The organism is Candidatus Finniella inopinata (genome assembly GCF_004210305.1).
GTDB lineage: Bacteria > Pseudomonadota > Alphaproteobacteria > Paracaedibacterales > CAIULA01 > Finniella > Finniella inopinata_A.
On record NZ_SCFB01000002.1, the window covers coordinates 26,297 to 45,244 of the forward strand.

Sequence of the window (18,948 nt, forward strand, 5' to 3'; positions counted from 1 at the left end):
AGCACAAGGTTTGGGTTTTAAAACTGAGTTACGCGCAGCACTTGAACTGTTAAGTATTTTGTATATTGCTGTTCAAATCGAGCTTTCCAAATGGTTTGCTCACCAATTTTTTCCAAAAAATTAAGGGTCAAGAAACTGTAAGCAACAGTCCCGGGTTTCTTTGGTACATTACTTTTGTTGCTTGGATCAAAGCACCGCCCCTTTACCCTTGAAGAGGCGTCAATTACTTGTAAAACAATCTTCTGACCGTTGCTTTCCAAGATTGAATCTATAAACGCAATATGAGATTCAGGCGCCGCGGTCGAAGGTCGCTTAGACGGATCTGGCTCATAGTCAATTCCTTGGTAAATCAAGATATCTCCCACTCTTGCATTGTAAATATCTAAACGAGACCAGAACTTATAAGGCAGCGCTGTTTTCTCTAAGAAATTGGCTATGAGGAAATAATGATAGGGGATAATCTCTGGAGCCCAATGACTGTCGGGCAGAAACTGAAGAGTTATTTGCCATAATCGGTCCCATTCTTCTATGGCCTTGGCACCGAGGTTTAACCTTAATACTTGGTTAGCGAATTCATAGCAACTCCATCGTTTTTCAAGACATGAAGGAAGTTGTTTAGCAGGTATCGCCAAACGAGCGGCTTCAAGATGGGGGGGAGAGATTTCATCAACAGAATAAGTTGAATTTGAGAAGGCTAGAAGAAGAAAGAAAAAATAGAAATGTTTATAAGTGAATGATGAACCTACTATTTAAAGTTTATATGTCATGATATGAAAGAAGAAGGGGATCTAGTTATACTAATAGGCCCCGCCCTTAATGGAATAACATGACTGGTCTTAAAAAAACAAAGGAAATGTTATCAAAACAAACTCTATCAAGAACAATATTCCCGAAGAGATTTACCTGCTTGCTGAACGCCATAACCAAAATTTTCTAGCACTAAGAAACTGCTCACAGCCGTCAGACCGCCTAAAGCACGAAGCATACCAGAGCATGCAATTGTCTTCAGACCCTCTGCAATCGCTCTACCTTTTCTTCCAGCAGTCCACATTGCTTCTGTCCTTTGAAATCCATCGGACCAGACAACCCCACTTTGATCCCAGATTTGACCGCCTACACTTGTCAACCCCTTACCAAACCATTGGGAAAGGCTTCCACTGGCTTCCATTGCCAGACCAGAAAACCAACCTGTTGTCTTGCCCAAAAACCGAGCAAAAGGTCCTGCATTTTTCTTGGCATAACCGCCCGCGTCACAAATGCTCTCTACAACACGCTCTTTCATAGATGGACTAGCTACATAACCGTTGAGCTCCGAGGGCTGGACCCTGGAGAATCCATCGGCTTCTTCGAATTTTTTCGCTGGATCAACCTTGACCGGAGTGCCAGTTCTGAGAGACTCAAGCAACTCTTCATGAACTTCTGCGCAAGGCTTGGCATACAAGGGGTCTTCAGAGAAAGAGTACTCATGAAGCATTTTAACTGCATTCTTCGTTTCATTAGGATTAAATCCAAACTGAGTATCGTTTGGAATTCCAGCAAAATTTCTCGCATGCCCTAAGGAGCTAACCCCTGCGCTAAGAACAACTAACAAACCTAAAAATTGTATTTTTTTCATGATAGCCTCACTTTTTTGAAATCCTATCCTAACAGAAGAGTTTTCAGAAACTCTCTATTAAACAAAGGAATGTTAACACTTCTTTAACCAAATCTCCGTGGCGATTGCACTGACATCTCCTCAGCCTAGTTTTTAAAATTACGGTTTCTGCTATTTCCCAAACTTTTGTAGATTGATTTGATTTTGTAGGTTTTGAGAGATCTACTTCCTGTTTTTTTTATTTTTAGACACTATCCTCCCCTTTAAAAGACTTACCGTTTATATCAGTCAATCCGCTCAAACGCGCTTTAAATTGTGGTCAGCGGTTAGAATTTTCAATAAGTATTTGTTGTCCCAGCCTGCTACCTTCCGTCGACAGCTCACCCCTCGTTTATTCGTTTTTTCTTGCTTGAGTAGATTCAAAGCAATACGTCTCATGACAGCCAAATTCTTGGCCGCGTGGCCAACATGCACCTGGTTATGGTCTTCCCTAAAACCTACATCCAAAGACCAGTGCAGGTTAATTTCTATGTTCCAGTGTTTTCTGACAGCAACCATAAACTGATCAATATTTTCATAGGCTAAACTTGTTAGAAAGTAGCGGGTACTACGCTCAACCTGATTATTAGTTGTGCGTGTTGTTTCAAGCATGCCAACACCCTTTAACCCAGGCCAACGAAGTTGAAATACTGCCGGATCGCGTGCTGATACTAATGTATAGCGACGTGTTTCTATGCGACCATGATCATGGATCTTCTCTACTTTCCGTCGATTAAGCATCTTCTTGTACTGACGTGATTCTCCTATATGGAAAATTGCCTTGACCATTTCATGAAGCTTCGGTTGATTATCTTTTAGAGCTAATACGTAGTCTGCACCTTGAATTAAGATCTCTTCAGCAATTGACTGCTGACAACCCATGGCGTCAATGGTGACTGTACTACCAGTAACATCAATCATCTTGAGTAATTTTGGAATGGCTGTAATTTCATTGGATTTTTCATCCGTTTTAACTTGCCCTAAAAGAAGACTTTGATTGCTTGCCCAGGCACTTACAATGTGTAGGGCTTTTTTCTCTTTTCTTCTGTTGCCAGAACCCCGTAGCGTTTTTCCATCAATAGCAATAATCTCAGAATTAACATCGATAGAGAGTGACTTGATCCATGCATAAAAGCAGGATTCAAATTGCTCTGGGTCAAGTATGGAAAACACACGGCCAAAAGTATCATGAGATGGCACACCATTAGGCAGCTCGAGAAATGTTGATAACCAATCGTATTTGGCTTTGCCAAATTCACTAATATCAACCCAGTTATCAGCGCCACAAATTGTGGCCAATATTGTTATTACCAAGATATCGTGCAATTTGTGAAGCTTGTTGTGGTTATCAATACGAGGATCGGCAAGAGGTTCAAAATGTTTGAGGAAAGTATCTGATAACTGCATCCCTGTTTCCTTTTTCTTTATTGAGAAAAAAGAATAATAACAACGGATAGAACAGCAGAAAAGCCGAATAAAAAATTAGGAAATAATTTTTAGAATACTAAACTAATTTTCAGTGCAATCGCCATGGCAAGTCATAGGCGTATCGAACACAGCCTGTGTCCCTGTCCCGCTTTTGATTTCTGTCGTTGCTCCTGTTGTTGGAAGTCCTCCGGCTATGGTGACCACAGGTTTATTTGTATCAACTACATCAACGCGTCGTATGGAATCATTATTTGTGTCAGCCACATAAAGGTATCTGCCGTAATAAGCCAGTCCTTGAATGTTAGTAAACCTTGCATCTGCGCCATTGCCGTCAACAAATCCAGGATTTTTTGAACCAACAATAATGCTGACACTAGCAATTTCTGGAGCATGAGTTGTTGTGTATTGCGCAAGATTGTTTACGTAAGAAATATATCCTGCATCGGTATTTTTGTGGGCCAGGTACAAATTGCCACCACCCAAAACAGCGGAGGTTATGTCAGGTAATCCAGATATCTGCCATAGCATTTGATTCATTTTACTCGTATCAAACGCCTGTATGCCATGACTAGTGACTACGTAAAGCTTCCCTTGATCACAGTTAAGTGAAACCAAAGAATCGGTGGAGTCAGTTGGTTTTACTTTAAAAGGTAACAGGGGCGCCCCGTCCACCAGAGAATAGCCATTAATGGATATAGAAGACCGTGTTTTCCACCCTGCATATAGCGTAGAACCATCGGCGCTGATTCCCAAACCAGAAAAGATACTGTTTTTATCAGGAGCCCCCAGTTTACCAGTTTCGCCAAGTCCCAAGGGCGTTGTTGTAGGGTTTAGGATTCTGCTGATTTTAATACTGGTTTTTTGGCCATCTGATTTCACTTGGCTTACATAGTAAAGGGAAGAGCCAGCTTGGGATCCAATTGCCAAATATTCGGAACAAACTGTGGGAGGATTAAGAGCGATTTGCTCTACCAGGACATCAGGAGATCCCATGGAAGAACTGGCGGCCAAAGGTTGTATGGCCGCAAAAAATAATAAGAGAAATATCATTACAAAACACCTAAAATTAAAACTAATATTAATTAAATGATAGGCTAAAATTACTAATAATTTCTTAAGTGCGGAATATTATGGAACGCAGATCTTTTCAGTTAGGATAAGGATGCGGCGATTTTAGATCACTTGGTTTAACAACCATAAGGCGCCCTAAGGGCGAGAAAAAAGGGGAACGTGTGGGGGGGCCGGGTTGGAATTTGTGCCTCCCTGCCCCCTACCAGCTTATGTTCCCGAAATGACAAGAGATTTATTGAAGACCAGGGTAACCATGATTATGAAGATATCCTATTAAACTGGCATTAGTTGCTGTGCCTCCGTGAGAATCCTTATCGTCATAGGATTGAAAAGGTAATTTGTTGCGGATCTGCTTTGGATTAGAAGGGATCATAGTAGGGTCCTGTGGTATTGAGTTTACGGCGTTGGTGAAATCCCACTCTCTTTTTTTATCATCGGTGTTTGTTGTTCCGGGATATGCCGCATATTGTTTTTCTAAATTGAGGGTATTGTAATATAAGGATGCATGTTTTTCTTTGCGGTCGTACATGGCCACGGCCAAAGGGCGCCAGCCTGCGTTATTACCAACGGCGAACATGTCACCAATTGGTGTAACAAACTTCTGGTAATAGTTTCTTGCAAAACCTAATGTCCACGAACCATCCGACGATTTATCAAAATTATTATTGGCCATGATGGTGTGAAGCATTGTGTTCCCCCCAGCGCCCGGAATCTGCGAAAGAATTTGCGATAAATTGGACATCTTACACAAATCAATCACCCACGATATCATCTCCCACGCGCCATAACTGGCCGCGGTGTGCAGGGCTGTATCGCATGGCTATTGCACTGAAAATTAGTTTAGTATTCTAAAAATTATTTCCTAATTTTTTATTCGGCTTTTCTGCTGTTCTATCCGTTGTTATTATTCTTTTTTCTCAATAAAGAAAAAGGAAACAGGGATGCAGTTATCAGATACTTTCCTCAAACATTTTGAACCTCTTGCCGATCCTCGTATTGATAACCACAACAAGCTTCACAAATTGCACGATATCTTGGTAATAACAATATTGGCCACAATTTGTGGCGCTGATAACTGGGTTGATATTAGTGAATTTGGCAAAGCCAAATACGATTGGTTATCAACATTTCTCGAGCTGCCTAATGGTGTGCCATCTCATGATACTTTTGGCCGTGTGTTTTCCATACTTGACCCAGAGCAATTTGAATCCTGCTTTTATGCATGGATCAAGTCACTCTCTATCGATGTTAATTCTGAGATTATTGCTATTGATGGAAAAACGCTACGGGGTTCTGGCAACAGAAGAAAAGAGAAAAAAGCCCTACACATTGTAAGTGCCTGGGCAAGCAATCAAAGTCTTCTTTTAGGGCAAGTTAAAACGGATGAAAAATCCAATGAAATTACAGCCATTCCAAAATTACTCAAGATGATTGATGTTACTGGTAGTACAGTCACCATTGACGCCATGGGTTGTCAGCAGTCAATTGCTGAAGAGATCTTAATTCAAGGTGCAGACTACGTATTAGCTCTAAAAGATAATCAACCGAAGCTTCATGAAATGGTCAAGGCAATTTTCCATATAGGAGAATCACGTCAGTACAAGAAGATGCTTAATCGACGGAAAGTAGAGAAGATCCATGATCATGGTCGCATAGAAACACGTCGCTATACATTAGTATCAGCACGCGATCCGGCAGTATTTCAACTTCGTTGGCCTGGGTTAAAGGGTGTTGGCATGCTTGAAACAACACGCACAACTAATAATCAGGTTGAGCGTAGTACCCGCTACTTTCTAACAAGTTTAGCCTATGAAAATATTGATCAGTTTATGGTTGCTGTCAGAAAACACTGGAACATAGAAATTAACCTGCACTGGTCTTTGGATGTAGGTTTTAGGGAAGACCATAACCAGGTGCATGTTGGCCACGCGGCCAAGAATTTGGCTGTCATGAGACGTATTGCTTTGAATCTACTCAAGCAAGAAAAAACGAATAAACGAGGGGTGAGCTGTCGACGGAAGGTAGCAGGCTGGGACAACAAATACTTATTGAAAATTCTAACCGCTGACCACAATTTAAAGCGCGTTTGAGCGGATTGACTGATATAAACGGTAAGTCTTTTAAAGGGGAGGATAGTGTCTAAAAATAAAAAAAACAGGAAGTAGATCTCTCAAAACCTACAAAATCAAATCAATCTACAAAAGTTTGGGAAATAGCAGAAACCGTAATTTTAAAAACTAGGCTGAGGAGATGTCAGTGCAATCGCCATGGGCTGTATCGCCCCATTGATTAGGATGAAGGAAATACCCCAATTTTTGTTGGGGGAGCCCAGTAATATGATCCCTGATAGCCGCCCACATAAGTTTCCAATTATTCCATTTCCAGGATGAGGAGTTTATTAAATAATCTGTGTAACATTCCTGATATATAGATGCCAAAATATGCAAGGAGGTCCATCCATTCGAATCATACGCTGCTGGGGTGGCAATGGGGCCACCATGATCGTGAAATGTAAACGAACTTGTTACATCTGTAGGGTTCTTGTACATCACCGCGCCACGAAGCTTCGCATCATTCCCACTACCCTGTACATTAGGATCATAAGCTGCCATCCAGACTCGTTGAAGCGTTAAGTCAGTAGGACTGGTATGATAGGAGTTTGTTCCTGCTCCACCCGCCATGAAATAAAGGGTCTGGCCACCCGAATCGATCACACAATTCATGGGTGTATCAAACACAGCTTGGTTTGCAGTGCCACTGGTTATAGCTGATACGGGGCCTGAAGGTTGCTGCAGTCCTCCAGCTATTGTAATGACAGGGTGACTTGAATTTGTCACATCAACCCGTCGTATAGCATTGTTGCCCGTGTCCGCCACATAAAGATACTTGCCAAAATAGGCTAGCCCCTGGATTTTCCTAAATCTTGGAACTGTCCCGTTACCATCCTTAAAGCCAGCGGAAGTGGCTCCCCCCGCAATAGGCTTTAAAGGGTTGGAAAGGACAGAAGGGTTTAAAGGGTTATATCCAGGTGGATTAGAGCCTGTATAGCTTGGAAGGTTCGGCAAACAAGCAATATAGCCAGCATTGTACCCTTCATAAGTACCATCCGATTTGCACGCCAGATACAAATTATCACCACCCACAACAGAGGCTGTGATTTTAGGTAAGAAAGAATACTGAGGAATGGTCCAAAGCGGAGTATTTGTGTTGTTTGTACCATAAGCCCATATAGCATTTTCTGTAACCACGTAAAGAATACTCGTAATAATATCACTATGAGCGGTATTATCCACCGCAAGAAGGGCAATCAAGGAATCAGATGTGGTAATCTCGTGAAATGTTGGTAAGATCGCCCCAGTGCTTAAGGCAGAGCTTTGTAAGGATAATGTTGTTGAGTTCTTCTTCCACCCCGTATACAAAGTATTCCCATCAGAACTGATGGTTAAACCAGCAAACGTACTCCCGGTCGGCCCATTTATTGACGGGATGGCTGCACCAGAAGTTATGGGCGTGCTTGCCGGATTGCCTGTTTTGGTAACAGTAACACTGGAACTTGTTATTGAACTTACGTAATAAAGCGCCTGCCCATATGGATCAATTGCCAAATATTTACCCGCAACCGTTGCAGGTAAGCCCGAACCCAGCGCTATTTGCTCCACCAACACATCCGGGGACCCCATTGGGGTGCCTGCATAAACAGACTGCGTCAAATAAAAACATAATAAGAAAAATATCATGACCAATATCCAAATTAAAAACTCGTTCTTAATTTATACATGACAGATATTAAGCATTGATTAATTTCTTAATAAAATTAAGATTAAAAGCGCTAAAAAACTAACTGCTCAGTGAATTGAGTCTATCACTGATGATCTTTCATCCATTTTTTTAAGTGTTTTTCCTGACTGTAAGCATTACTAATATCCTCTGAATCTCCATCATACTCAAAATCAAGGGAATGCTTCTTTTGAATGGCAATGTACGTTGACAACATTTTGTCTTGGGGAACAAACGCATACAATGAAACCAAAAAGATGCTTGAGAACATCATCAAAAGGCACAAAACGCCCCACATGCCAAATAAACTGTCCAACCACTAGGTTAAATAGCCAGTCGATAGGTACATGAATGCTTTAGCAAAAGCCCATGCTTTAGAATATCGCGAAAATCTGGACTGTATGCCAAAGGAACGGATAACAACGGGGGTGGCAGGATCGAAGCTGGCCGTTGATAGCAGCACCACAAGCTGAGCTAAAAATATGGCTGCATGGGTCGGGTTCACCCACAACAAAATAAAACAGAGGGGAACCAAAACAAAGGAAGCAAGCGTTCTTACTTTCAAGATGCGAAAAGGGTCGAAGTGATAAGCCAGACGGGCGCAACCCCAAAGGAAGAAAACCTCTATCAGCAATAACATCGAATTATTAAACAAAATCATGTTGGCTGGCAAACCGACTTTGTCTTTTAAAAGATCGCTTCCATAGCTGTAGGCAAAGTAAAAGGCCGTGGGGCAAATCATATTAAGCCCCATCAAAGCCAAGAAGTTACGTCGCTCAAAGTAACGTTCCCAAATCTTTGGCTTTGGTTTTTTGTTTTTAAGGTGATCCAAAAATTCCTTAGTCTCCTTTAACTTGCGCCTTGAAATGGAGGATGAAAACGCGGTGGCGGCGCCAATGTAAAAGCATGTTTTCCATCCGTTTACAGGATCAATTGACAAACAGAGGCTTCCCAACAAAGTTGCCAGCAAGCCCCCCATGTCACAAGTGATGGGGATCATAGCAGAAGCGAGAAAAATCTTTGGAAAATGAGGGACGACTTCGGCCACAAAAATTTCAGCCCCCTTGGCCTCTCCGGCGGAACTGAAACCCTGTAAAATGCGGCACCCAATAATTAACATGGTGGCGTAATATCCCCATTCAGCAAACGAGGGAATGTTAGCAATAAGCAAACAAGATATGGCCATGATCATGGTGGTGTAGGTTAAGACGACGACCCGACCAAAGTTATCGCCGATATACCCCCCAAAAATACGCGGCAAAGGGACGAATGACAAAGGACGATGAAAAAGCAAAAATGGCCAACATTTTGGCCACCACTGGGTCGGTCTTGGGCATGAAATAGGGGGTTACGACAAAAGCCAGGTGAGTGAACAGCATCAAGTCAAAGTACTCAAGGAAATTACCGGTTAAAACGATGGCAAGGGCTTTTTTCTCGTCTTTTGATAAAGGTATCAACTGGGAAGTCGACGGGTACGCTTTGTCTGCTGGCAACATAAGCTCCTCCTTTTGATGAGATGGAGTATACCTTAAGGAGGTCCTGGTGGTTCATAAGGATTTTACTGAAAATTAATCTTGCAATTTAAAAAATCAATAATCATTTGACAACAGCTGCCAGCGTCCTCTATTCTTTAGTTATGACTCAGAACATAAACTCATCTTTAGTTGTCTCAATTAAAACCAATCACGTGGTGATTGGCGCATAGCGCCATATATTCATACTTCTCCTCTCTTACATTTTTTTTAATTTTTTTTGCCTTCAAAGGCTCCACTCCCTATGCCCATTCCAGATTATTTTGCGGGATTTTTATGACAGAGATTTTTTACAGAAACAAGGCGAAAAAGTTGCGAATAGTTATTCTATTTAAGACTTTTGAGCCGCCGTTTATGGATAAAATATCAAACAGAAAAACCCGGGAAATGATTTGAAATGGGCATAATAAGGGTATGAAAGAGGTATAGTATGTCTGCGTATAAAATTGTTTTAACAGCTGGTTTTGCCATGTTCTCCATGTTTTTTGGGTCCGGCAATCTGGTTTTTCCCCTGCTGATTGGCTTTCAAAGTTTAAGTCATCATTCTTATGCAATCTTGGGGTTGCTTGTAACCGCCGTCTGCGTTCCATTTTTGGGTCTTTTAGGCATTATACAGTTCCAGGGCAATCGGGATTCTTACTTTTCTAGTCTTGGCAAGTTTACAGCCTTTGCGCTTGTCCTTTTGATGTTAACATTGATGGGCCCATTCGGCGTTATGCCCCGTTGCATCACGGTGGCGTTCGGTGGTTTGGCCGTTTTAACCCCTGGTATGCCTTTCTGGGTTTTCAGTCTTGGCTTTTGCTTGCTGCTGGCTGCCCTTATTTGGCAACGCAACAAAATCGTCAGCATCATTGGTTTATTCCTAACCCCCTTTAAATTAGGCAGCATCATTTTATTAATTATCTTTGGTTTGTGGTATGGGCCAGACGTGATGCCGGCGACTCAAACCTCCACGCATGCTTTTTGGTTGGGTATTAGTCAAGGCTATCAAACGATGGACTTAATCGCCGCTTTCTTTTTTGCCACCACCATCTATGAGTATTTGCAGCTGCGTTTGAAGGAGGCAGGTCAGTTGAATCCGTCGGTTCCACAACTTTTCCGATGGGGGCTTTCTGCCAGTTTGGTTGGGGCATTTTTATTGAGCGTTGTTTATGTGGGTTTTACGTTGTTGGGGGCTAAATACGCCGTGTATCTGGATAATATTCCACCTGAATCCATGTTGGTTGAAATTGCCAAACACGCCCTGGGCGCCTATGCCATGCCCGTTGTTGCCTTTACACTGGCGATTTCCTGTTTGGCGACAGCAACAGTTTTAGCAACTTTGGTGGTGGATTTCTTGCAGCAAGACATCAGCCGCAATCGCCTGAGCCGCCCTCAATCGATCGCCATCACCTTGGCGTTGACGTTTGGCATGTCTTTGCTTGGGTTCAAGACCATTTGCCAATTCTTAGGCACCATTTTGGAATGGATTTATCCGTTGCTGGTTGTTTATGCCGTTATTCAAATCGCAAGAAAATCCTTTCGGGCGGGACTTGTCGTATCATGATAATCTTGGATAATGTTTCACCAGGCGGCCGTGTAGCTGTCGCGATGTCGGGGGGGGTCGACTCCTCCGTCGCGGCCGCGTTGATGGTTGAGGCCGGCTACCAAGTCGTCGGCATCACGTTGCAACTGTATGACCACGGCCAAATGATCAACAAAAAAGGTGCGTGCTGTGCCGGGCAAGATATCTATGATGCCAGAACGGTCGCTGATCGTCTTGGGTTTCCGCATTATGTGTTGGATTACGAAAGCGTCTTTCGCCAGGGCGTTATTGATGATTTCGCTGAAAGCTATATGCAGGGGGAAACCCCGGTCCCTTGCATTCGCTGTAATCAACGGGTCAAATTCCGCGACCTTTTGACCACAGCCCGTGACCTTGGAGCTGAAGCATTGGTGACGGGTCATTACGTCCAGCGTTTTTCCAACCCAAATGGAGCCCAATTACACCGGGCCGTCGACCCTAATCGTGATCAAAGTTATTTTCTGTTTGCGACCACCCAAGAACAGTTGGATTATTTACGTTTCCCCTTAGGCGGCATGGAAAAGGCCGAAACCCGCGACCACGCCAGGTGGTTTGACTTAGCCGTCTCGGAAAAGCCTGATAGCCAGGATATCTGCTTTGTGCCCAGTGGTGGCTATGCGGCGGTGGTCGCCAAACTAAGGCCAGGCGCCCTGGACCCTGGCGAAATTGTTGACCTGCAAGGCGTTGTTTTGGGCCAGCATCAAGGAATCATCAACTTTACAGTGGGACAACGGCGGGGCCTTGGGGTTTCGGCCGCTGATCCCTTGTATGTCATACGGTTGGAACCAGAGGCTAAACGCGTTGTTGTGGGCCCCCATGAGGCCTTGGCCAAACATGAGTTGCTTGTGAAGGAGGTCAATTGGTTGGCCGACCCGCGTTTGTTTGAACAAGGACACCCGTGCCAGATAAAAATCCGGTCCACCCATCAACCGGTCGACGCCATGGTTCATGCGTTGCCGGACCATAAGGCCAAAGTCTTCTTTTCTTTGCCGGAGTACGGCGTCTCGTCAGGGCAGGCTTGTGTTTTTTATGATCAGGGACAGGTTCTGGGCGGTGGATGGATTTCTTCAAAAGGTTGAAGGAAAATAGATCTTTAATCGTAATGATATTTACAAGCCACAATCGTTAAAGTTTCATTCTCGTAAGAATAAATAAGGCGGTGTACATCGTCTATCCGCCTAGACCAAAACCCAGAATAATCTCCCTTTAAAGGCTCAGGCTTTCCTATGCCAACGAAAGGAGACCTTAGGCATTCTTTGATAAGAGTGTTGATTTTTAAAAGCTTTTTTTTATCAATAGCTTGCCATTCCACATACTGTTCCCATGCTTTTTGCTCAAATAAGATCATGCCTCGGCGTCTTCAACTAAGTCCCTTTCTTGGACTTTTCCCTTTCTGACATTTTCCATGGATTTCATAAGCTGGGCATGGTTTTGGGGGCTTTTCATAAGATAAAATGTTTCCTGCCACGCATTGTACTCTTCAAGGGACATCATGACCAACGCAGGTTCTTTTTGGCGTGTGACAATCGTTAACTCATGGTTATCACAGCAGTCAGTCATGATTGTTTTCATGTTTTTTCGAAGCTCTGTAAAACTTACTACCTGCATAGTGCGCTACCCATAATGTACATATATACGTACATATTAAGGTATAGTCCGGATTGTGTCCAGAAAATTTACAGATGTATAACAAACCTTTCTTAAAACCCTTTTATTACCAAAGCGGCTTTTATTCCCCCTCTAACTGCACATGGGATTCGTCTAAATGACAGCGTTGAGCAAAAAACTTCCGAATCATGCTAAAGAACCCGGGTCCATAAGCTTTGCGAATCGGCATTGAAATGGCTTTTGTAGTCCCCTCAATCCCGTAATATTTTAGCCCACGGTGGTCACCACCATGCCCTGGGGTTGTAATTTCCATACCAAAGGCTGTTGCAAGTCTTTCCAATTCCACCCATCCAAATTTCGCAAAATAAGGCCCCATTAACTGGCGGTGAAGGTCAAAAAGATCTTTCGATGCTTCCAAAACGGGAAAATCCTTTTCCTCTTCTGTTTCTTCTTCATCTTTTGCAGAACTGTCCTCTGAAGTTTTAGAAGCATCAGGAGTACCCCGCGTTTTAATCTTTGCTTTTGGCAAGGGTGATGGTGTTTCCTCTGTTGCAGGTACATAGCTGGAACCTGAAGAGCTTGAACTTGAACTAGAAGAGCTTGAACTGGAGGCAGCTGACCCCATCGTAACGACAGAAGTCGATGAATCTGCCGCACGTGCGGCCGCACTGGACTCTAATGCCGCGCGACGTTCGGCATTACGTTTATCAGTTGCAGCTTTTTGGGCCTTTCTATCTTGCTGCAGCAGATCCTGGTGTTTTTTTTGGCTAGCAAGTAGTATTTGGTATTCCACCTGATAACGTTTTACTGTTCCTTCAATAAATAGAGGAGTAAATCGACTTTTACTAGTCTTGTTTATCTTTTGTTCCAAGCGGCGACGTTCCTGACGCGAAAGGTGTACGCTTTTGTCAGATACTATCGAAGTTTTGATTTCCTTCAATCCTGTAATATCCAACAATTTTTTTTGGATAGCGTCTTCATTATCCCCGCGTAGCGCTGCATGGTGTACGACTGCTTCCAAGCAACTTTCTTCGATATAAGTATCCAGGTCCTTAATAGTTGCCTCCTGACCTTTAAAAAACGCCACAAGAGCTGGATACTCTGCAAAAAGAGTTTGTATATACCCATCAAGATCCATCTGAAAGAGATATCTCGTCCCCAAGATTAGCTGTTCAAACAAAATACGGTCAAGTTCAGCATCATGTTGCATCTCAGGGGAACGTCGATGATACACATCCCTAAACGTATACGACCTTGTGTCCAGCATTGAAAAGAAAGACTGCTTCCTGTTTTTCATTCCATTATAAAGATTCGATATTATCATATCAGCAAACTGCTGAAATACATTAGCCTCGCCTTGAAACTTACACATGCTTGCACAGTTGTATTGTAGCAGGATTAGATTGCTAATAGCTTGTTCAATGCCACTTCTAATCCAATCTTCATAACTTTTTAGATCACTTCCCCTCAAGAACATATCGCTGATTTCATGGAGTGGGCGTCCTTTTTTTGCCTCTGTTTCAATATAAATAAGAAAAGAATACTCATCGAAATGAAAAGTCATCATTGACTGCAAGTACTCTTGGATCTTGGGTGCTGTTTTGCCCACTCGTGGGTCTTTGAAGGAGCTCTCAGCAGGGGGAGGAGCTAGGGCAAAATCCTCCTGCGTCCATATCCTATCTTTTTCTCTCGATAAAATTTTTTTCAAGTTGCTGTTTACGTCTTCGCCATTTTCCTCACTCATTTGTAATAGGCGCAATCCCCAAGAGGGTTGTCTTTCCATCGCTTCGGCGCTAGAGCTATGGTCAAAAGCAGCCGACGCAAAAACAGGCTGAATCAAGCAAGCCATAAGAAGCACAATATATTTAAGGAACATGTCTTTTCCATACTAAAAGGTCAGCGAATCGTATCTTTATATATAAGAACGCATTCCAAAATTACAACCATAAATCTATATTGCTTATTTCTTGTGATCATGGATGCAGGCAGGTATCATAATCTAAATCTTCCACTTTTTTCATAAGGCAGCCCTGATGGCAGATCGTCTTCCTTTAACCGTACCAATTTTGGGTGAGTCCATCACCGAGGCGACTGTTGGTCGCTGGTTAATAAAGGTCGGGGATTTTGTGCAATTGGACGAGACGATTGTTGAATTGGAAACAGATAAAGTGACGGTGGAAGTCAATGCCTCTTCAAAAGGTGTTTTAGAATCCATGACGGTGACCAAAGGCGAAACCGCTAAAATTGGGGATGTTCTGGGATATATCGATCCTGACAAAACGCAGACTATCGCTGCCAGCGTCTCCAAACCTGTGGAATCTAAAAAAACACAGCCCTTATCCAAGGAGCCACAAAAGGAAATTATTGAATCAAGGCGTTTAGAAAAACGAGTCCCCTTATCGCCCTTGCGGCTGCGTATTGCCGAACGCCTGAAGGAGTCCCAAAACACTGCCGCCATTCTTACAACATTTAATGAAGTTGACCTTTCAGCAGTACAAAATTTACGTCAACGGTATAAAGATGCCTTTGAGAAAAAGCATGGCGTTAAATTGGGTTTAACGTCCTTTTTCGTCAAGGCGACAGTCCAAGCCTTGCAAGAAATTCCTTTATTAAACAGCCAGATTGATGGCAACGACATTGTCCACAAAAACTATTATGACATCGGCATTGCTGTGGCCAGCCCCCAGGGGTTGGTGGTGCCGATTTTGAGGGATGCGGACCAACTTGATTATGCTGGCATTGAAAAGGCCATCGCTGATTTCAGTGACAGATCGAAAAATAATAAGCTGACCCTGCAAGACTTAAGTGGGGGAACTTTCAGCATCACAAATGGAGGGGTTTTTGGTTCCCTGCTTTCAACACCCATTTTAAATCCCCCCCAGTCGGGTATATTGGGCCTGCATAAGATTCAAGATCGCCCCGTAGCCATTAATGGACGCGTGGAAATACGGCCCATGATGTACACGGCCTTGTCTTATGATCACCGATTGATTGATGGGAAAGACGCCGTCACCTTTTTGGTTCTTGTGAAAGAGTTTCTTGAAAATCCGGGCAAATCTTTACTGGGATTGTAGCTTTACACTCCTTTCAAATGATTTTGCGAGATTCATTTTTTTCTCTGGCTGTTTAATTTTCTGCACATAAACTGCGGTTCAAAATCCTTGCGTAGCTGGCTATGCGTGGATTTTTCACCTTGCTTCTGTACAAAAACTCCTTCATAAAATTCTCGCAAAATCATTTGAAAGGAGTATATCTTTCCAAAAAAATGCTTATAATGGCCTGGATTTTACTTTTCCAAAAGGTTTGTAAGAAACGATGCTTATTGTTGCCTTAAAAGAATCCGTGGCTCATGAAAAACGGGTTGCTATCACACCAGAAATTGCTAAGAAATATGTCGATCTTGGTTACCATGTGGCCATAGAAATCGATGCAGGCAAAGAGGCTGGTTATTTGAACGCAGCTTATGAAAAGTGTGGAGCCAGCATAGAAAAAAACCGCGAGACTTTGATTGAGAAAGCTGATGTTGTCTTAAGCGCAGCACCCTTAGATCCCAAAGACATTCAGTCACTAAAAAAACAGGCTTTGTTGATTGGCTTATTAAAACCACATCAGCACAGCGATGTTCTTCCAATTTTGGAAAAAGCTGATATCACCAGCTTCAGCATGGAACTGTTACCCCGCATCACGCGTGCCCAAACCATGGATGTGTTGTCTTCTCAAAGTAACTTGGCCGGGTATAAAGCCGTCGTTGACGCAGCATCTGAATTTGGTCGGGCGTTCCCATTAATGATGACCGCGGCCGGCACCATTCCCGCCGCCCGTGTTTTGGTATTAGGCGCCGGAGTCGCTGGTCTGCAAGCAATTGCCACCGCCAAACGGTTAGGGGCCATCGTGTCAGCCTTTGATGTCAGAACAGCTGCGAAGGAACAAGTTCAAAGCCTTGGCGCCACTTTTATCGAGGTTGAAGCTGAAGAGACCGGTGATGCCGCTGGCGGTTATGCCAAAGAAATGAGCGAAGCTTATAAACAAGCCCAGGCCGATAAACTGGCCGAGGTTGTCAAAAATCAAGACATCATCATCACCACAGCCCAAATCCCCGGGAAATCAGCCCCTGTATTAATAACAGCAACTATGGTCAAATCCATGAAACCTGGATCTGTTATCGTTGATCTGGCCGCTGAAAGTGGTGGCAATTGTGCTGACACTGTATGGGGAAAAACTGTTGTTAAACATGGCGTTATTGTTATAGGACCTGCCAATATCCTAAGCCGCATTGCTGGCGATGCCAGCCAGCTTTACAGCCGAAATTTGTTTAATTTCATCAAAAATCTGTTCGCGGACGAGACCCATACCATCAACTGGCAAGACGAAATCATCACATCAACGGCGTTGACCCATGATGGCAAAATCGTTCACCCCAATTTCCCACCCAAATCTTAAAGGCTAACCGATGGATATTCAAAGTTTAACATCTAACAGCAGTAAAGTCCTTCAAGCCGCGCGCGAGCTTGTTGAAAACGCCAAGGAATTGGATATCACTGTTAAGCATTTGGCCCAACAGCCTGGCATAGAGGGAATGTCCCCCTTTATGATTGGTTTGACGGTCTTTATTTTGGCCTGCTTTGTCGGCTATTACGTGGTCTGGAAAGTGACCCCTGCCCTTCATTCACCCTTGATGTCCGTGACCAACGCCATTTCCAGCGTCATTATCGTGGGTGCACTTATAGCCGCTGGCCCCGCTGTGACAGGCATTTCAACAACCTTTGGCTTCTTCGCCGTTGTCCTGGCCTCCATCAATATTTTTGGTGGATTTATTGTGACGCAACGAATGCTCAAAATGTTTGCAAAAAAATAAATAAAGAAGAGAAACAATCATGTCAATCAATCTATCCGCGTTTTTCTATTTAATCTCGGCTGTATGTTTTATTTTTTCCTTAAAGGGATTATCATCCGCAGCCACGTCGCGCAACGGTAATTTATATGGCATGTGCGGGATGGTTATTGCCATCCTCACCACCCTGTTAACGCCTGGGGTTGAACAGTATCGTTGGATTGTTCTGGCCATTGCCATAGGGGGTGGCATCGGCTACTTTATTGCCAAAAATATTGCCATGACAGCCCTGCCCCAGTTGGTTGCTGCCTTTCACAGTCTGGTTGGCCTAGCCGCCGTATTTGTGGCAGCCTCTGCCCTTTATGCCCCTGGTATTTTCCATATCGGCATGGAAGGCCGCATTGGTTTGACAAGCCTTTTCGAGATGGGCTTGGGTGCTATTATTGGTGCGATTACCTTTACGGGTTCGATCGTTGCCTTTGGAAAACTCCAAGGTCTTATAAGCGGCAAGCCTCTTATTTTTCCTCAACAACATAAGCTGAACGCCCTTATAGGGGTTGGCATTGTTGTCCTATTGCTTTTATTTGTTGGCACATCCTCTTCCTTTGTTTTTTGGATGATGACGTTGTTGGCCTTTGCGTTGGGATTCCTTTTAATTCTGCCCATTGGAGGGGCGGATATGCCTGTGGTTATCTCCATGCTGAATTCTTATTCAGGGTGGGCTGCTGCCGGTATTGGGTTTACCTTGAACAACAACTTGCTAATTATCACGGGCGCCCTGGTCGGCGCATCGGGTGCCATCCTTAGTTACATTATGTGTAAGGGGATGAACCGGTCAATTTTTAATGTTATTTTGGGTGGCTTTGGAACGGACCCAGCGGCCGCCTCTGAGGCCGCAAGCGGTCAGTCAGACAAACCTGTTAAAGTCAGCAGTGGTGAAGATGCCGCGTATATTATGGGCAATGCTGGTTCTGTGATTATTGTGCCAGGCTATGGTATGGCGGTGGCTCAGGCTCAACATGCATTGCGGGAAATGGTTGATCTTTTAAAACAAAAAGGGGTGAAGGTTCGGTACGCAATTCACCCTGTGGCAGGCCGTATGCCAGGCCACATGAACGTGTTGTTGGCCGAAGCCAATGTGCCGTATGACGAAGTTCTTGAACTGGAAGAAATCAACCACGATTTCTCATCCACAGATGTGGCCTTCGTCATTGGCGCCAATGATATCACCAACCCAGCTGCCAAAACTGATGCTACTTCCCCCATTTATGGGATGCCGATTCTAGATGTGGAAAATGCCCGTACGGTTTTGTTCGTGAAAAGATCTCTGGCGTCGGGCTATGCTGGTGTCGATAATGATTTATTCTATCGCGACAACACGCTGATGGTTTTAGGCGATGCCAAGAAAGTATGCGAGCAGATCTTGAAGACGTTAAAAGAATGAAACTTTAAGCCTTTTAGCGGGAGGGCTTTTTGTTATGGCATGATTCTTCTCGCACACTAC

19 protein-coding genes are annotated in these 18,948 nt (G+C 43.6%); 7 read left to right on the forward strand and 12 right to left on the reverse strand.

What is annotated here, in order from left to right; genetic code table 11:
• Nucleotides 1-17: 17 nt before the first annotated feature.
• The 5 genes from EQU50_RS00960 to EQU50_RS00980 all read right to left on the reverse strand — a co-directional run bounded on the left by EQU50_RS00960 (nucleotide 18) and on the right by EQU50_RS00980 (nucleotide 4,904).
• The gene (locus EQU50_RS00960; RefSeq protein ID WP_130153299.1) at nucleotides 18-632 is read right to left on the reverse strand and encodes a hypothetical protein; all 615 of its coding nucleotides are present in this window, start codon (nucleotides 630-632) and stop codon (nucleotides 18-20) included.
• A gap of 242 nt (nucleotides 633-874) precedes the next feature.
• On the reverse strand, nucleotides 875-1,615 hold the full coding sequence (locus tag EQU50_RS00965; protein WP_130153300.1) for a hypothetical protein: 741 nt from the start codon (nucleotides 1,613-1,615) through the stop codon (nucleotides 875-877).
• A 276-nt stretch (nucleotides 1,616-1,891) separates the two neighbouring features.
• Entirely contained in the window at nucleotides 1,892-3,040 is a 1,149-nt protein-coding gene (locus EQU50_RS00970; protein ID WP_130153184.1) for an ISAs1 family transposase, read from the reverse strand.
• Nucleotides 3,041-3,142: 102 nt separating this feature from the next.
• Nucleotides 3,143-4,111: a hypothetical protein gene (locus tag EQU50_RS00975; protein ID WP_130153301.1), complete on the reverse strand. Its 969-nt coding sequence runs from the start codon at nucleotides 4,109-4,111 to the stop codon at nucleotides 3,143-3,145.
• 253 nt (nucleotides 4,112-4,364) lie between these two features.
• The gene (locus tag EQU50_RS00980) at nucleotides 4,365-4,904 is read right to left on the reverse strand and encodes a hypothetical protein (RefSeq protein ID WP_165380277.1); all 540 of its coding nucleotides are present in this window, start codon (nucleotides 4,902-4,904) and stop codon (nucleotides 4,365-4,367) included.
• Between the two features lie 169 nt (nucleotides 4,905-5,073).
• Between EQU50_RS00980 and EQU50_RS00985 the strand changes: the two genes are divergently transcribed.
• A complete protein-coding gene (locus tag EQU50_RS00985) occupies nucleotides 5,074-6,222 on the forward strand; it encodes an ISAs1 family transposase (RefSeq protein ID WP_130153184.1) in 1,149 nt (382 codons plus the stop codon).
• Nucleotides 6,223-6,369: 147 nt separating this feature from the next.
• Here EQU50_RS00985 and EQU50_RS00990 read toward each other — a convergent pair whose 3' ends face one another.
• The 4 genes from EQU50_RS00990 to EQU50_RS01005 all read right to left on the reverse strand — a co-directional run bounded on the left by EQU50_RS00990 (nucleotide 6,370) and on the right by EQU50_RS01005 (nucleotide 9,405).
• Nucleotides 6,370-7,869, reverse strand: a complete 1,500-nt coding sequence (locus EQU50_RS00990) for a hypothetical protein (RefSeq protein WP_130153303.1) — start codon at nucleotides 7,867-7,869, stop codon at nucleotides 6,370-6,372.
• A gap of 125 nt (nucleotides 7,870-7,994) precedes the next feature.
• Nucleotides 7,995-8,183, reverse strand: a complete 189-nt coding sequence (locus EQU50_RS00995; RefSeq protein WP_130153304.1) for a hypothetical protein — start codon at nucleotides 8,181-8,183, stop codon at nucleotides 7,995-7,997.
• Between the two features lie 45 nt (nucleotides 8,184-8,228).
• The gene (locus EQU50_RS01000) at nucleotides 8,229-9,203 is read right to left on the reverse strand and encodes an MFS transporter (RefSeq protein WP_165380278.1); all 975 of its coding nucleotides are present in this window, start codon (nucleotides 9,201-9,203) and stop codon (nucleotides 8,229-8,231) included.
• The gene (locus EQU50_RS01005) at nucleotides 9,136-9,405 is read right to left on the reverse strand and encodes a hypothetical protein (protein WP_130153306.1); all 270 of its coding nucleotides are present in this window, start codon (nucleotides 9,403-9,405) and stop codon (nucleotides 9,136-9,138) included. The genes EQU50_RS01000 and EQU50_RS01005 overlap by 68 nt, the downstream gene beginning before the upstream one ends.
• A gap of 466 nt (nucleotides 9,406-9,871) precedes the next feature.
• Between EQU50_RS01005 and EQU50_RS01010 the strand changes: the two genes are divergently transcribed.
• Together EQU50_RS01010 and mnmA are read left to right on the forward strand one after the other, a co-directional pair.
• Nucleotides 9,872-10,987, forward strand: a complete 1,116-nt coding sequence (locus EQU50_RS01010) for a branched-chain amino acid transport system II carrier protein (protein WP_130153307.1) — start codon at nucleotides 9,872-9,874, stop codon at nucleotides 10,985-10,987.
• Entirely contained in the window at nucleotides 10,984-12,084 is a 1,101-nt protein-coding gene (gene mnmA / locus EQU50_RS01015) for a tRNA 2-thiouridine(34) synthase MnmA (protein WP_130153308.1), read from the forward strand. Before EQU50_RS01010 ends, mnmA begins: the two co-directional genes overlap by 4 nt.
• A 14-nt stretch (nucleotides 12,085-12,098) precedes the next feature.
• Here the strand turns inward: mnmA and EQU50_RS01020 are convergent, their stop codons facing one another.
• The 3 genes from EQU50_RS01020 to EQU50_RS01030 form a co-directional block, all read right to left on the reverse strand.
• Nucleotides 12,099-12,353, reverse strand: coding sequence for a Txe/YoeB family addiction module toxin (locus EQU50_RS01020; protein WP_130153309.1), 255 nt, complete (start codon nucleotides 12,351-12,353; stop codon nucleotides 12,099-12,101).
• Nucleotides 12,350-12,613, reverse strand: a complete 264-nt coding sequence (locus tag EQU50_RS01025; protein ID WP_130153310.1) for a type II toxin-antitoxin system Phd/YefM family antitoxin — start codon at nucleotides 12,611-12,613, stop codon at nucleotides 12,350-12,352. Before EQU50_RS01025 ends, EQU50_RS01020 begins: the two co-directional genes overlap by 4 nt.
• Before the next feature lie 121 nt (nucleotides 12,614-12,734).
• Entirely contained in the window at nucleotides 12,735-14,489 is a 1,755-nt protein-coding gene (locus EQU50_RS01030; protein ID WP_130153311.1) for a hypothetical protein, read from the reverse strand.
• A 157-nt stretch (nucleotides 14,490-14,646) separates the two neighbouring features.
• Here EQU50_RS01030 and sucB point away from each other — a divergent pair, with 157 nt between their 5' ends.
• The 4 genes from sucB (at nucleotide 14,647) to EQU50_RS01050 (ending at nucleotide 18,888) form a co-directional block, all read left to right on the forward strand.
• On the forward strand, nucleotides 14,647-15,687 hold the full coding sequence (gene sucB / locus EQU50_RS01035; RefSeq protein WP_130153312.1) for a dihydrolipoyllysine-residue succinyltransferase: 1,041 nt from the start codon (nucleotides 14,647-14,649) through the stop codon (nucleotides 15,685-15,687).
• A gap of 241 nt (nucleotides 15,688-15,928) precedes the next feature.
• Nucleotides 15,929-17,053, forward strand: coding sequence for a Re/Si-specific NAD(P)(+) transhydrogenase subunit alpha (locus tag EQU50_RS01040; protein ID WP_130153313.1), 1,125 nt, complete (start codon nucleotides 15,929-15,931; stop codon nucleotides 17,051-17,053).
• Nucleotides 17,054-17,063: 10 nt separating this feature from the next.
• Nucleotides 17,064-17,468, forward strand: coding sequence for an NAD(P) transhydrogenase subunit alpha part 2 (locus EQU50_RS01045; protein ID WP_130153314.1), 405 nt, complete (start codon nucleotides 17,064-17,066; stop codon nucleotides 17,466-17,468).
• Nucleotides 17,469-17,487: 19 nt separating this feature from the next.
• Nucleotides 17,488-18,888 carry an NAD(P)(+) transhydrogenase (Re/Si-specific) subunit beta gene (locus EQU50_RS01050; protein WP_130153315.1) on the forward strand — a complete coding sequence of 467 codons (1,401 nt, stop codon included), beginning with the start codon at nucleotides 17,488-17,490 and terminating at the stop codon, nucleotides 18,886-18,888.
• Nucleotides 18,889-18,948 lie beyond the last annotated feature (60 nt).